Source organism: Pseudomonas sp. NY5710 (assembly GCF_013305665.1).
In the GTDB taxonomy this organism is placed as follows: domain Bacteria; phylum Pseudomonadota; class Gammaproteobacteria; order Pseudomonadales; family Pseudomonadaceae; genus Aquipseudomonas; species Aquipseudomonas juntendi.
In genome coordinates this window covers 4,210,271-4,223,880 of sequence record NZ_CP045554.1, presented here as the reverse complement: position 1 = coordinate 4,223,880, position 13,610 = coordinate 4,210,271, and the positions used below count along the sequence as shown (strand labels likewise).

Here is a 13,610-nt window from a genome sequence, read left to right as displayed (position 1 = left end):
ATATTGAACAATACATAACTTGTTGATTAGCAGGGCCCTTGTGGGAGCGGGCGCGCCCGCGAACACCGGCGTAGCCGGTGCCAGCCACCGCGTTCGGCTCTTCGCGGGCTCGCCCGCTCCCACACAGGCCGCGTCGCGCTTGCGGCAGCTGTTTGCCATAAGATATGCAGCGCCTGGCCTGGGCGTGACGCGGCCGTGGGTGGCCAAGGTATGCCTGGCCGCGCGGCACACGGTAGAATGAGCGTTCCGCTACCCAAGGCCCCTTTGTCCATGCCCGCCAGTCATTCCGCTTCCGCCGCGCCGGACGCACTCGCCCAGTTCCTCGACCTGCTGAACGCTGCCCTGCAGGGCGGCACGTTGGTCAAGCTGGTGCTGGCGCGCCATGTCGGTGCCGACCAGACCCTGCAACGAATCATCGCCAAGCCGCTGCAGGTCAAGGGCCAGCCCTGCCTGTCGCTGGTCTACCGTCACCAGACCCGTGACATCACCCGCAACCTGGCTCTGGACGACGCCTTGGCGCTGGTGGCCGAGTTGCTGCCGGGCAGCTTCCGTAACGCCCACCTCTTCGATACCGATGGCGAAGTACAGCTGACCTTCAGCAAGAAGGGCAAGCCGATGCTTCAGCGCCATGGTGCACAAGCCCCGCGCGAGGCTGCGCCCGCCAGTGGCCATGACCGCGAGAAAAAACGCTACCTGGAGCTGTCGCGCCCATTCCTGCGCGACCTTGGCGTAACCGACGCGCAGGGGGCACTGATCCCGTCCATGTCGCGCAAGTGGAAGCAGATCAACAAGTTCATCGAGGTCTTCGACCACGCCCTGGCCAGCGCCCCGGTGCCGGCACAGCAGGTACTGCGGGTGGCCGACTTTGGCTCGGGCAAGGGCTACCTGACCTTCGCCATGCATGATTACCTGCGCAATACGTTGGGCCGCGAAGCGCAGGTGACCGGGGTTGAACTGCGCCAGGACATGGTCGACCTGTGCAACGCCGCCGCGGTGCGGTTGCAGCATGCGGGCCTGGAGTTCCAGTGTGGTGACGTGCGCAGCGTGGTACCCGACGCCATCGAGGTGATGATCGCCCTGCATGCCTGTGACATCGCCACCGACTATGCCATCCATACCGGCATCCGCAGCAATGCCGCGATCATCATGTGTTCGCCGTGCTGCCACAAACAGATCCGCCCGCAACTGCACAGCCCGGGCCTGCTGCAGCCAATGCTGCAGTACGGCCTGCACCTGGGCCAGCAGGCCGAAATGCTCACGGATAGCTTGCGGGCGCTGTACCTGGAGGCCTGTGGTTATGAGACCAAGGTGTTCGAGTTCATCTCCTTGGAGCACACCAACAAGAACAAGATGATTCTTGCAGTGAAGCGGCGCCAGCCGGGCGACAACCGTACGCTGCTGGAGAAAATCGCTCAGCTCAAGGCGTTCTATGGGGTGCAGGAGCATTGCCTGGAGACGCTGTTGCGAGTTGACGGGCTGCTTTGAGGCGGCACTGGCCCCTTCAACAGGCGTTTGAAGCTGGCCTCAACCTCGGGTGAACACGGCTTCGATAGACAGCGATGCCTGGCCCAGCGGATGCGTCGTGGCATCGAAGAAGTGCAGTGACGTGCCCGGCATGGCGCCCAGGCGATCGACGAAATGCTGCTTCTGGTTGATCACCGACGCTTCACTCAACGGCCGAATGGCGATCGCCAGGTGCTTGGGCCCGGCCATTCGAATGGCGTCGAGCAGGTGCTGGTCAGTGCTGTCCAGGTGCTGCCCGAACAGGCACAGGCCGCGGTGTTCCTGGGCCAGCTGCCCCAGGCACCAGCTCAGGTAGTCCGAGTGGCGGATGGCGCGCAGTTTCTCGTCGCTGCGGTCTTCATTGACGAACAGCGGCACTTCACCGGGAATGTTCACGGCAAAACCTTCCAGCAGCTCGGCGCTCTCGGCGCTGCGTTGACGGGTGGTGCCGTCGGGTTGCTTGAGCAGGTGCAAGCCCCCGTGCAAGTGCATCACCCGGGTACCCTCGCTGCTGCGCCGGCGCACATCGAAGTAACCGTGCTCGTCGAACAGGTCGGCGAAGCCCTGAGGGGCATGTTGCAGGGCCCAAGGCAGCAGCAGGTCGTAGTTGCTGGTGTAGACGCTGCGATAGTCGCGTAAGGCCTGATTGAGCACGGCCAGGGTTGCCGGGGGCATCAGCCGCCAGGGCAGATGCACGGTGCGCACGGCGTGGATCAGCGCTTCCTTGATCGAGTAATAGCGGTTGAGCGGCGCAGTGGAGTTGATGGCAAGCGCAGCATTGGCGCGCACGGTGGTGTTGAGCGCGCTGAGCACCGGTTCGAACAGCTCCGTGCCCAAGGACTTGAACAAGGCCTGGTCGCTGATCGCCAGGCCTTTCTTGCGACCGGCGCGTTGCGCCTCCTCGAACAGCGAGAAATAGCCGAACGGCTTCCACACTGCGCGGCTGGCGCCGTTACCCAGCAGCAGGGCATCGCAGGGGTGGCGGGCGGCAAGTTCCGGCCAGGGCAGGAGAGGGGCGTCGAGTGCAGGCATGCTGGGTCCATTGGTGGTGCGGGCGCGGGGCGACTTTAGCATGTCAGGCGGGGGGAAGGGGCATCAACCCTGCCTGGCGGCCGGCACGCTGCGCTTGCGGTTACGCCATACCCGGTAGGCCCGAATGCCGGCGCGCACCGAACCGAACAGCAATTTGTCCTCCATTTCGCGCGCCATGCCCGAGCGCACCAACATACGCAGGAAGCTGCCGCGGGCACGGGCGATGGCGAAGAGAATGCCCTGCGCGGCCAGGGTGTCGCGCACTTCACGCAATGCGGCCATGCCGCTGACATCGATACTGGTCACGGCCTCGGCATCGAACAAAACGGCCTTGGCCTGTGCCTCGCCTTGCACCGCCTCGAGAAGGCGCATCTTGAAGTAGTCGGCATTGAAGAACAGGATTGCATCGTCGAAACGATAGACCACCAGGCCGGGCACCGTCCGCGCATCCTTGAACTTGCGAATGTCGACCTGGCCTTCGGTGCCCGGCAGCCAGCCAAGCACGGCGTCGGTAGGCTGGTAGATGCTGTACAGCAAGCGCAGTATCGCCAAGGTCACGGCAAACACGATGCCGGGCAGCACGCCTAGCCCCAGCACCCCCACGGTGGTCAGCAGGCACAGCCAGAATTCAAAACGGCTCAGGCGCCGAATGTGGCCCAATGACTTGATATCGATCAGCCCCCAGCCAGCCATCAGCAGCACCGCGCCCAGTGCGGCCTGAGGGATCCACGCCATGGGGGCGGTGAAAAACAGCAGGATCAAGGCGATCACCAGGGCGGCGACGATGCCGACCAGTTGGCTTTTGCCACCGACCATGTCGTTGACGGCGGTGCGCGAGTCGGCACCGCTGATGGCAAAACCCTGGGAAACCCCGGCGGCCAGATTGCTCACGCCCAACGCCACGAACTCGTGGTTGGCGTTGATGGCGTAGCCATGCCGGGCAGCAAAACTGCGTGCGGTGAGCATGGCGCTGCAGAAACTGACCGTGGCGATACCCAGGGCGTCGCGCAGCAAGCTTTTCATTTCTGCCAGGTTGCTGTGTGGCCAGGCCAGTTGCGGGATGCCGGCAGGCACCGGGCCGAGGATGGCGACGCCGAAGCGGTCGAGGCCGAACACACCCACCAGCAGCATGAACAGCGCCACCACCGTTAGCGCTGCCGGCAGGCGCGGGTAGCGGCGTGGCAGCCAGATCAGCAGGCCCAGGGCGGCCAGGCCGATACACAACGTCAACCCGTGGATTTCGCCCAGGCGCTGGAGGAAGTTGATCAGGCTGAGGATGAAACCGTCGCCCTCGATCCTGAACCCCACCACCTTGGATAACTGCCCGGCGATCAGGCTCAGGCCGATACCGTTGAGGTAGCCGATCAGAATCGGCCGCGAGAAGAAGCTGGCGATGAAACCGGCCCGCGCCAGGCCAGCGGCAATCAGCATGACCCCGACCAGTACGGTGACGATCACCGACAGCTCGGCAGTGCGTTGCGGATCGCCCAGGGCCAGCGGCGCCACTGCCCCGCCAATCATGGCGCAGGTAGCCGCATCGGGGCCGACCATCAACTGGCGCGAGCTCCCGATCAGCGCGTAGACCATCATCGGCAGTACACAGGCGTACAGGCCGTACTGTGGCGGCAGGCCCACGATCTGGGCGTAGGCGATGGCAATCGGGATCTGGATGGCTGCCACACCGACAGCCCTGCTTGCAGGTCGGCCTGCAGCCATTCGCGGCGGTAGTGCAGCATTGGCAAGGCCCGGTAGCCAGCGGGAGAGCAACATGCGTCATCCTTTCGAAATGTTTCACGAAACCATGGGCGCATTGAAGCGGATCGACAGGCAATTGGCCATGCTGCTGATCATCGAAAGCAGCAGATCGTAGCGATTGGCAGAAACGAAAAAGGAGCGAACGCTCCTTTTGACAGCGATGACGTTGCCGGAACGCCATGCGGGGGGATGTAATGTGGAGCGGGTAGAGGGAATCGAACCCTCAACTAAAGCTTGGGAAGCTTTCGTTTTACCACTAAACTATACCCGCCTTACGCCGCACTTTTTACCAGAACCCTGCGTGAAATAGAAGCCCACGTTATAAAAAAAGCGTGTCGGCGCCCCATGCCGGCGGGTATCCGCACCCAGGCGCCGAGTTGCTCAGATAGCCAGTGCATGCTGCCCCTGTTGCAGCGGCTGGTAACGTTGCCGGGCTTCGCGCAGGGTTGGCTTGAGGAAGCCCAGCATGGCATTGCGGGTGTCCTCACAGGCGGCCTTGGTCTCCATGTCCAGAAAGTGCCCTGCACCGCGGATAACCCCAAACTGGCTGCGCCCCACGTGTTTGCCGAACTGCCGTGCATCTGCGGCCGTGGTGTACTCGTCGCGTTCACCATTGATGAACAACACCGGAATATCGATATCGCGCGCGCCATCCAGTGCCCGTGCCAGGTCATGCTGCAGCACCTGGTTGATGTGGAAGTGCATCTGCGCGTACTCGTGGCTGTCCAGGCTGCTGACGTGCCGGTAGTTGAACCGCTTGAACAGCGACGGCAGGTACTTGCCGATGGTGTCGTTGATCAGGTTACCAACCTGATAGCGGTCGCAGGCGGCCAGGTACTGGCAACCGCGTGCCAGGTAGTCGCGCATCGGTTCATTTATTACCGGCGAGAACGAACTCACCACGGCCTTCTTCACAGACCGCGGCTGGTGCGCCAGTGCCAGTAGCGTGCTGGCACCGCCCCACGAGAACGACATCACGTGGTCGGCTTGGAAGTGATCGATCAGTTCAAGGAGGATATGCGCCTCGGTCTCCTTGCTGATCAGCCGTTCGTGGCGGTTGTGCGGTTTGGATTTGCCCGCGTAGGGCTGGTCGAACAGGACGACATTGAACTGCGGGTGCAGGTTGCGCACCGTCTGGGCGAACGAGGCTGTGGTGGCCAGCGAGCCGTTGATCAGGATGATCGTATTCTCAGCCGCATCCGCGCGATAGAACTCCGTGTAAACCCGATACTGACCTTGAATATCAAGTACAGCGATTTCTGGCCTCATGTCATCGACTCCTGGCGCAAAAAGGGTATTCGCGTCACCTGGTGGCCTGTCGCGGAAACGGGTTGTGCACTTTTGCCGGCGGCTTGGCCGAACACTCAAGCCACTGGCCCAAAGAGAGCGCATTCCCGAAACAGGACCTCAGGGTGCACGTTCTTTATGACAGGTAGGCATTCGCCTGAAGAGTAACCGGGGCCCTGTGTCGATCCTTGGCACTTGCGTCGACGGTGTTGTTGTATGGCGGGCAATCTGCCGTGCCCCAAGGCATCTAGGCCCTGGGTGGCCGACAAAAAGTGTCTGGGTCTACGGTCGTGACTTGGTGGTCACATGCAGACTGACGATTGGGATTCAAGCAGGGGGGCGGGGATCCTGCAAGTGCCGTTCGGGCTTAATTGTGACGTTTGGCGCTGAGCGGTCGTATCGCAACCGCTCAGCGGTAGGTTCCGCGGATTCGCGGGCGGGCTAGACGGTGCCTATTTCTTCCGGCGTGAGTGGCCGAAAGGCCCCGGGCGCCAACCCCGGGTCGAGCCGGATCGCCCCCATGCTCTCCCGGTGCAGCCCCACGACCTTGTTGTCGAAAAAACCGAACATGCGTTTGACCTGGTGATAACGCCCTTCGACAATCGCCAGCCGCGCCTGCCGCGGCCCTAGAATGTCCAGCTGGGCGGGCTGGGTGGTGAGGTTCTCAAAGGCGAAGTAGAAGCCTTCACGGAACTTGGCCACATAGTGCTCGGCAATCTCGTCCTCGGTTTCCACCAGGTACTGCTTGGGCAGCTTGGTCGCTGGCTGGGTCAGGCGGCGCGACCACTGGCCATCGTTGGTCAGGATCATCAGGCCGGTGGTGTTGAAGTCCAGGCGCCCGGCGATGTGCAGGTCCGCACGCAGCGCCGCCGGCAACAGCTCGAGCACAGTGGGGTGCTGTGGGTCTTGGGTCGCGCTCACGCAGCCGGCCGGCTTGTGCAACATCAGGTAGCGCGCTGGGCGGCCAGCCTGCAGCAACTGCTCGTCCAGTTGCACCCGGCTGAACTCCCGCACCTCGGCCAGCGGGTCGCTGATGACCTGGCCATCCAGGCGCACACGGCGCTGGGCCAGCATCAGCCGGGCTTGCTGGCGGTTGCAGTGGGGCAGGTTGGCAAGGAAACGATCGAGGCGCATTGCTTGGCGTCAGCTGGAAGGGCGTGATTGGAGTTGGTCTTCAACGGCGGCGCAGCGCGGGCACAGGCAAGCTTTGTCCCGCAGCGCGGCGGGCAGTGCCTGGAGCACGCTCGGGTCTATGGTGACACCGTAGCACCAGCAGGCCTGGGTGGCGCGGCGTGGGTCGGCCAGGCTGCAGTGGTTGAGCGCGCCGCAAGCGGGGCAGTGTTGCTGATCAGTCATGGGGTTTCGCTACAGACACGGTTGCGGCCAGCCTGTTTGGCACGATAAAGGGCACGGTCGGCGCGGGTCAGCAGGGTGTGCAGGGTATCCCCCGGTCGCAGGCTACTCAGGCCGATGCTCGTGGTCAGGCGCAGTGGCTGGTCGTCGTAGCTGAAGGTCAGCCGTTCGGTGCGCTGGCGGATCTTTTCGGCCACCTCGATGGCGTGCCGACCCTCGGCTTCACGCAGCAGCACGATGAATTCCTCGCCACCCCAGCGGCACAGTATATCCGACTGGCGCAGGCTGCTTTGCAGTACATTGGCGAACTGGCGCAGCACTTCGTCGCCTGCCAGGTGGCCATGGGTATCGTTCAGCGCCTTGAAGTGGTCCAGGTCGAACAGCAATGCTACCAGTGGGCCACTTTCGCGCTGGGCTTCGCGCAGGGCCTGGGCAGCCAGCAGGTCGAAGCTGCGCCGGTTGAGCAGGCCGGTGAGGCTGTCGAGGGTCGCCAGGGCCTCTGTGCTGGCCTGATGGCGGCGGACCATGGCGTGTACCAGTGCCAGTACCACCAGGGTGATCATGGTGCAGATCGCCAGGTTCAGGTACAGCGAGTGACGAATGCGATCGAGCGCGCCGGTTTCCCGCTTGTCCACCAGTAGGTACCAGTCCAGCTCAGGCAACTGGCGCACGTTGAGGAAGTGGCTGTGCTGGTCGCTGTCACGGTACTCGTGGCTGCCTTCACTGGGTACCGGCCGTTCTGCCAGCAGATCCTGCAGTTCGGGGTTGGCACTGAGCTGCTGGCCCACCTGTAGGCCATGCGGGCCGCCTGCCGAGCCGGTCAGCAGGACCTTGCCCTTGGCGTCGGTGAACAGCACCGCGCGCTGGTAGCGTTGTTGATAGCGGTCGATCAGCTTGACCACCGACGATACGCTCAGGCCGACACCGGCGGCGCCGATGAAGCGTTGCTGATAGTCATGCACCTGATAGTTGATGAATACGGTCAGGCTGTCATGGTTGGCCATGTCGAGGTCGACGTTGATCTCATAAGGCGCCTTGAGCTCACGCAGGCGGAAGTACCAGGCGTCGCGCCAGGCGCCAAGGTCGACATGCTTGAGCACCCCCTTGGCCTGGTAGTAGGTCAGGGTGCGGTCGGACACGAAAAATGAGGTGAAGGTGTCCTGCTTGCCCATGACCTCGCCCAGGTAGCGGGTTATGCGGGCGGTGTCCTGCTCGCCGGACAGCACCCAGTCGCGCAGGAAGGTGTCCTGGGCCATCATCGAGGCGATCAGTACCGGGCGAATCAGGTCTTTCTGGATTTCCGAGTAGACGGTGTCGGAGGTCAGCGGCAACTCGGTGTTGATGATGCCGTCACGGATGGCGCTGCGCGAAGCGAAGTAACTGAGCAGCGAGGTGGCAAGAAAGCCGCAGGCCAGCAGCAACAGTAGGGTGAAGATCAGCGAACGCTGCGAAAACAGGGCGGAACGTAAAGGCATGATCTTCCCATGATGTGTGCCGAGCCGCCCATTCTAGTGAGGTGGCGGTGAAATGACTGCAAGTTTTTCGGTGCCCGGGCAGCTGTATCAAATTATTGCAGGAATGGCACTGCACCTTGTTCCCAGTGTCTTATTCAATGTCGATGAACACATTTCGCATCGACGCCCGACAGCGCCGCTGTGCGGGCACTCCAGCGGTCCAGGAGGCCGCCATGTCCTATCGAATCCTGTTGATCGCCCTGCTGGGGTCGATGACTTCCGCCTGCGCGCCTTACTACGAGAGTGGCAGCTACTACCGCTCCGACTATTACACCAGCGACCGCTATGCAGCGCCCGGGTATTACCGTTATGACCGTTACTACGTGGCGCCACAGCCACGCTACTACTACCAGCCGGCACCACGCTACTACTACCAGCCCGCTCCGCGTTACCGCTACCAACCCGCACCCTACTACCGGCCGCAGCCACGCCCGCCGGTGACCCAGTGGCACGGTAACCCGCGTCATGACTATGGCAACCGCCAGCGTGATGACTACCGGGGTGACCGGGACCGGCACGACTACCGCGATGGCAGCCAACGCTACCCGCGTGGTGGTTGGCAATCCAATGGGCCAGGCCATGACGGTGGGCGAGGTGATGGTCCGCGCGGGCAGGGGCAATGGCAGCGCTAGGCAACGGCCGCACTAACCCAGGTCCGCCAGCGGGTGCCTGCCCTCCCAGACTTTGGCAAAGTGCGCCTCAACCACTGCCGTGGGCACCTGCGCCGCGTCCGGCCAGTGCCAGCGCGGCTGGTTGTCCTTGTCTAGCAGGCGGGCGCGTACCCCTTCACTGAACTCCGGGTGGCGGCAGCAGTTCAGGCTCATGCAGTACTCCATCTGCAACACTTGCGCCAGTGACAGGTGTCGCGCCCGGCGAATCTGCTCCCAAACCAAATGGGCGGTCAGCGGGCAGCCTTGCTGCAGCCGTTGGCCGGCGTCGGCCAGCAATGGGTCGTCATGGTGCTTCAGGTTTTCCAGCGCGCGCCATGCGGCAGCCGCATCGGCAACATCGAGCAACGCGTCGATCGCTGAACGGCGCGGCAACCACTGAGCGGCCGGTAATTCGGCACACACGCGGTGCTGTTCGGCCTTGAGCAGGCTGTTGAGCTGTAAAGCGGTGTGTTCCTGCCAGTTCAGTTGCAGCAGCTCATCGACCAAGGTTTCTTGCTGGTGCTCACCCAGGAAGCGGTCGGCCAAACCCAGGTCCAGGGCGTCGCGGGCGTTGAGCGGGGCGCCGGTCAGGCCAAGGAACAGCCCCAGCTTGCCTGGCAGCCGGGCCAGGAACCAGCTGGCACCCACGTCCGGGTACAAGCCGATGCTGACCTCCGGCATGGCCAAACGGCTGCTGGGTGTGACAATGCGCACGTTGGCGCCTTGCAGCAACCCCATGCCGCCGCCCAGCACATGGCCATGCCCCCAGCACAGCAATGGTTTGGGATAGGTGTGCAGGCTGTAGTCCAGGCGGTACTCGGCAGCGAAGAAGGTGGCGGCCAGCGGTGGCACGCTGCCAGGCTGATCGCGGCAAGCCTGGGCCAGCGCGCGCACATCACCCCCCGCGCAGAATGCCTTGGCGCCGCTGCCACGCAACAGCACGCAGACCACGCCAGGGTCGCGCGCCCAGGCCTGCAGCTGGTCGCCCAGCGCCTCGATCATGGGCAGGGTCAGGGCATTGAGCGCCATGGGCGCATCGAGGGTGGCGATGCCCATGCGGGCGCCATCGGCGCCGGTAAGCACCTCGCAATGAATGGTCATGGGCTACCTCGCGCAAGTCATCGCCCAAGTATGGCTTGCCTGGCCAATCATGCCGGTCGTCGGTCGGATCGTTTGACAAGCGGGTAGGGCTTACCTAGTGTCGCGCCATTGTTTATGGAAGGCCCCATGACTGACGACGACCGTATCAAACTCGAACCCAGCTGGAAGGCCGCGTTGCGCGGTGAGTTCGACCAGCCCTACATGCATCAACTGCGCGAGTTCCTGCGTAGCGAGTACGCTGCCGGCAAGCAGATCTACCCGCCAGGGCCGCTGATCTTCAACGCGCTCAACTCGACACCGCTGCAACAGGTGAAGGTGGTGATCCTCGGCCAGGATCCGTACCACGGGCCGGGCCAGGCACACGGCTTGTGCTTTTCGGTGCAGCCCGGGGTGGCCACGCCGCCGTCGTTGGTCAACATCTACAAAGAGTTGCAGCGGGACCTGAACATCCCGATCGCCAGCCACGGCTACCTGCAAAGCTGGGCCGAGCAAGGCGTGCTGCTGCTCAACACCACCATGACGGTCGAGCGTGCGAATGCGGCCTCGCATGCCAAGAAAGGCTGGGAGCACTTTACCGACCGGATCATCCAGGTCGTCAGCGAGCAGTGCCCGCACGTGGTCTTCCTGCTGTGGGGCGCACATGCGCAGAGCAAGCAGAAGCTGATCGATGGCACCAAGCACCTGGTGCTGAAGTCGGTGCACCCGTCACCGTTGTCGGCTTACCGCGGCTTTCTCGGCTGCGGGCACTTCAGCCGCACCAACAGCTTCCTCGAGCAGCGCGGGCTGGCGCCGATCAACTGGGCGTTGCCGCCGTTGTAGTCATGTGAACGGGCGCAGCGCCTGGCCAGCAGGTTCGCCGCTCGCCGGGCGCTGTGTTCATCAAGGCCTGGCGTTCCACGCGCGGAACAACGGCTCGGCCAAAAACAGCACCAGCAGCAGCCGCATCACCTGCAGTGCCGTCACCAGGGGCACCGACAGCTGCAGTGTCTCTGCGGTCAGGCTCATTTCGGCAATCCCGCCTGGCATCATGCCCAGCGTCAGCGAGCGCAAGTCCAGTGCCGTCAGGACGCTCAGTGCCCAGGCGGCCAGGGCGGCAATGGCCATGCACAATGCCGTGGCCAGCAGGGTGCGGGCGAGAAACGATGGCGCGCGGCGGAAGAATTCCCGGTTGAAGTGGCAGGCCAGGGCGCTGCCAATCAACCATTGGCCGATCTGGCTGGCGCCGTTGGGCAGGGCGATCTGCAGGTTGGCGGCCAGGCTCACCGAGGCCGCCACCAGCAGCGGCCCGAACAACCACGGGTTGGGTTGGCGCAAGCGCTGCCACAGCAGGGCCACGGCAATGCCCAGCGGGGCAATCAGGGCCAACCAGCTCCAGCTTACGCTGCCTGCGTGGTTGAGCGCGACGCCGTCGCCCAGCAGGTACTTGAATACTGCCGGTACGCACAACACCACAGCCAGCACGCGCAGGCTCTGCGCGGCCGCCACCTGGCTGAGCACCGCGCCGTTGCGCGCGCCAAGGTTGACCATCTCCCCCGAACCGCCGGGCATGCTGGCGAAGAACGCAGTGGCGCGGTCCTCGCCGCTGCGCCTGAGCAGCCACACGCTGATCACGCTGGTCACGGTAGTGAACACCGCGCTGAAGAAAATCAGGGCGAAGTGGCTGGCGACCTGCTCGATCACCGCCGGGGTGAAGTGCAGGCCAATGCCGATGCCGATGACCCACTGCCCGCATTTGCGGCCATTGGGTATTTCCGGCAATTGCCAGGGCGTCAGGCAGCGCACCAGGATGATCGCCAGCAGCGAGCCGATCATCCACGGCAAAGGCCAGCCGACCTTGCTGGCGGCAAAACCCCCAGCAAGGCCGACCAGCCCGGTTGCAACGTACAGCGGCAGTGACCGGTCAGGCATCGGCCATGGCCCGACGCTGCTGCGCCCGTTTGCGCCAGCTGCGTAGCAGCGGCAGGGCCAGCATGCACAGGGTCAGCCCCCATACCGACAGGCTGATGGGGCTTGACCAGAGGATGCCCAGTTCACCGTTGGAAATCGACAGCGCGCGGCGCAGGTTCTGTTCCATCAGGCCGCCGAGGATGAAGCCCAGCAGGATCGGCGACAGCGGGAAGTCCAGCTTGCGCAGGATGTAGCCCATGATACCGATGCCGACCATCAGGAACAGGTCGAAGGTGGTGGCATGCACGGCGTACACGCCGATTGCGGTGATGATGGCGATCACCGGCACCAGCGCCCAGTTTGGTACAGCCAGGATGCGGGTGAAGATGCGGATCATCGGGATGTTGAGGATCACCAGCATGATGTTGGCGATGAACAGCGAGGCGATCAGGCCCCAGACGATGTCCGGCTGCTGCTCGAACAGCAGGGGGCCTGGGGTGATGTTGTACAGGGTCAGTGCACCGATCATCACCGCGGTGGTACCGGAGCCCGGTACGCCCAGCGTCAGCATGGGCACCAGGGCGCCACAGCAGGAAGCACCAATGGCGGTTTCGGGTGCCGCCAGGCCACGGGCGTCGCCCTTGCCGAACTTGCCGCTGGTGCCGGCGAGGCGTTTTTCGGTCATGTAGGCCACGGCGCTGGCCAGCGTGGCGCCAGCGCCCGGCAGCACGCCCATGATGAAACCGAGCAGGCCGCAGCGGATATTCACCACGAACACCGAAGCCGCTTCCTTGAAGTTGAACAGCATACGCCCGGTGGCTTTGACCGCCTGGTGGCCATGGTGGGTCTTTTCCAGCAGCAGGAGGATTTCGCTGATCGAGAACAGGCCCAGTACCAACACCACGAACTGGATGCCATCGGCCAGGTGCACGCTGTCGCCGGTGAAGCGGTAGACGCCGCTGTTGGCGTCGATACCGACCGCCGACAGGAAAAGCCCGATCAATGCGGCAATGAAGGTTTTCAGCGGTTTGTCACCGGCCATGCCGCCAAGGGCGACGATGGCGAACACCATCAGCACGAAGTACTCCGCGGGGCCGAAAGCAATCGCCCATTTGGCCAGCAGTGGAGCGAATAGCACCATGCCGCAGGTAGCGATGAGCGCACCGATGAACGAACTCCAGGCCGACAGTGACAGGGCGACGCCCGCCAGGCCCTGGCGGGCCATCGGGTAACCGTCGAGGGTGGTCATCACGGTCGAAGCCTCGCCCGGGATGTTCAGCAGAATCGAGCTGATGCGCCCGCCATATTCGCAGCCCAGGTACACCGCTGCCAGCAGGATCAGCGCCGACTCTGGCGGCAGGCCGAGGGCGAAGGCAATCGGGATCAGCAGGGCCACGCCGTTGATCGGGCCCAGGCCCGGCAGCAGGCCGACCACGGTGCCGATCAAGGTGCCGGACAGGGCGGTGACCAGGTTATAGGGGGACAGGGCAACGCCGAAGCCCTGGCCCAGGTAGCTCAAGGTATCCAT

Annotated in this window: 11 protein-coding genes, 1 tRNA gene and 1 pseudogene; 3 read left to right on the top strand and 10 right to left on the bottom strand. The window is 63.8% G+C overall.

Annotated elements, in window-relative coordinates:
* The first annotated feature begins 270 nt into the window (after positions 1–270).
* Positions 271–1,485 carry a class I SAM-dependent methyltransferase gene (locus tag GEV39_RS19480; protein ID WP_173890896.1) on the top strand — a complete coding sequence of 405 codons (1,215 nt, stop codon included), beginning with the start codon at positions 271–273 and terminating at the stop codon, positions 1,483–1,485.
* Positions 1,486–1,524: 39 nt separating this feature from the next.
* Here GEV39_RS19480 and GEV39_RS19475 read toward each other — a convergent pair whose 3' ends face one another.
* The 7 genes and pseudogenes from GEV39_RS19475 to GEV39_RS19445 all read right to left on the bottom strand — a co-directional run bounded on the left by GEV39_RS19475 (position 1,525) and on the right by GEV39_RS19445 (position 8,405).
* Positions 1,525–2,535: a DUF4917 family protein gene (locus tag GEV39_RS19475; RefSeq protein ID WP_173890895.1), complete on the bottom strand. Its 1,011-nt coding sequence runs from the start codon at positions 2,533–2,535 to the stop codon at positions 1,525–1,527.
* 63 nt (positions 2,536–2,598) lie between these two features.
* Positions 2,599–4,305: pseudogene (locus GEV39_RS19470) on the bottom strand (SulP family inorganic anion transporter).
* Positions 4,306–4,487: 182 nt separating this feature from the next.
* Positions 4,488–4,561 (bottom strand) — tRNA-Gly (locus tag GEV39_RS19465).
* A gap of 110 nt (positions 4,562–4,671) precedes the next feature.
* The gene (locus GEV39_RS19460; RefSeq protein ID WP_173890894.1) at positions 4,672–5,559 is read right to left on the bottom strand and encodes an alpha/beta fold hydrolase; all 888 of its coding nucleotides are present in this window, start codon (positions 5,557–5,559) and stop codon (positions 4,672–4,674) included.
* Between the two features lie 459 nt (positions 5,560–6,018).
* On the bottom strand, positions 6,019–6,711 hold the full coding sequence (locus tag GEV39_RS19455; protein ID WP_173890893.1) for a pseudouridine synthase: 693 nt from the start codon (positions 6,709–6,711) through the stop codon (positions 6,019–6,021).
* A 9-nt stretch (positions 6,712–6,720) separates the two neighbouring features.
* Positions 6,721–6,933, bottom strand: a complete 213-nt coding sequence (locus tag GEV39_RS19450) for a cysteine-rich CWC family protein (protein ID WP_009683070.1) — start codon at positions 6,931–6,933, stop codon at positions 6,721–6,723.
* A complete protein-coding gene (locus tag GEV39_RS19445; protein ID WP_173890892.1) occupies positions 6,930–8,405 on the bottom strand; it encodes a sensor domain-containing diguanylate cyclase in 1,476 nt (491 codons plus the stop codon). Before GEV39_RS19445 ends, GEV39_RS19450 begins: the two co-directional genes overlap by 4 nt.
* A gap of 212 nt (positions 8,406–8,617) precedes the next feature.
* Between GEV39_RS19445 and GEV39_RS19440 the strand changes: the two genes are divergently transcribed.
* Positions 8,618–9,076, top strand: a complete 459-nt coding sequence (locus GEV39_RS19440) for a hypothetical protein (protein WP_173890891.1) — start codon at positions 8,618–8,620, stop codon at positions 9,074–9,076.
* A 12-nt stretch (positions 9,077–9,088) separates the two neighbouring features.
* On the opposite strand, the gene dspII is transcribed toward GEV39_RS19440, so the two are convergent.
* A complete protein-coding gene (dspII, locus tag GEV39_RS19435) occupies positions 9,089–10,195 on the bottom strand; it encodes an enoyl-CoA hydratase/isomerase DspII (RefSeq protein ID WP_173890890.1) in 1,107 nt (368 codons plus the stop codon).
* A 126-nt stretch (positions 10,196–10,321) separates the two neighbouring features.
* Here dspII and ung point away from each other — a divergent pair, with 126 nt between their 5' ends.
* Entirely contained in the window at positions 10,322–11,014 is a 693-nt protein-coding gene (ung, locus tag GEV39_RS19430) for a uracil-DNA glycosylase (protein WP_009683066.1), read from the top strand.
* A 60-nt stretch (positions 11,015–11,074) separates the two neighbouring features.
* On the opposite strand, the gene GEV39_RS19425 is transcribed toward ung, so the two are convergent.
* The gene (locus GEV39_RS19425; RefSeq protein ID WP_173890889.1) at positions 11,075–12,103 is read right to left on the bottom strand and encodes an AbrB family transcriptional regulator; all 1,029 of its coding nucleotides are present in this window, start codon (positions 12,101–12,103) and stop codon (positions 11,075–11,077) included.
* Entirely contained in the window at positions 12,096–13,610 is a 1,515-nt protein-coding gene (locus GEV39_RS19420; RefSeq protein ID WP_173890888.1) for a tripartite tricarboxylate transporter permease, read from the bottom strand. Before GEV39_RS19420 ends, GEV39_RS19425 begins: the two co-directional genes overlap by 8 nt.

Excerpts from the sequence above, each read along its gene's own strand:
- GEV39_RS19480 (WP_173890896.1), top strand. The coding sequence starts at position 271 with ATGCCCGCCAGTCATTCCGCTTCCGCCGCGCCGGACGCACTCGCCCAG.
- GEV39_RS19475 (WP_173890895.1), bottom strand. The coding sequence starts at position 2,535 with ATGCCTGCACTCGACGCCCCTCTCCTGCCCTGGCCGGAACTTGCCGCC.
- GEV39_RS19460 (WP_173890894.1), bottom strand. The coding sequence starts at position 5,559 with ATGAGGCCAGAAATCGCTGTACTTGATATTCAAGGTCAGTATCGGGTT.
- GEV39_RS19455 (WP_173890893.1), bottom strand. The coding sequence starts at position 6,711 with ATGCGCCTCGATCGTTTCCTTGCCAACCTGCCCCACTGCAACCGCCAG.
- GEV39_RS19450 (WP_009683070.1), bottom strand. The coding sequence starts at position 6,933 with ATGACTGATCAGCAACACTGCCCCGCTTGCGGCGCGCTCAACCACTGC.
- GEV39_RS19445 (WP_173890892.1), bottom strand. The coding sequence starts at position 8,405 with ATGCCTTTACGTTCCGCCCTGTTTTCGCAGCGTTCGCTGATCTTCACC.
- GEV39_RS19440 (WP_173890891.1), top strand. The coding sequence starts at position 8,618 with ATGTCCTATCGAATCCTGTTGATCGCCCTGCTGGGGTCGATGACTTCC.
- dspII (WP_173890890.1), bottom strand. The coding sequence starts at position 10,195 with ATGACCATTCATTGCGAGGTGCTTACCGGCGCCGATGGCGCCCGCATG.
- ung (WP_009683066.1), top strand. The coding sequence starts at position 10,322 with ATGACTGACGACGACCGTATCAAACTCGAACCCAGCTGGAAGGCCGCG.
- GEV39_RS19425 (WP_173890889.1), bottom strand. The coding sequence starts at position 12,103 with ATGCCTGACCGGTCACTGCCGCTGTACGTTGCAACCGGGCTGGTCGGC.
- GEV39_RS19420 (WP_173890888.1), bottom strand. The coding sequence starts at position 13,610 with ATGGATACCTTGAGCTACCTGGGCCAGGGCTTCGGCGTTGCCCTGTCC.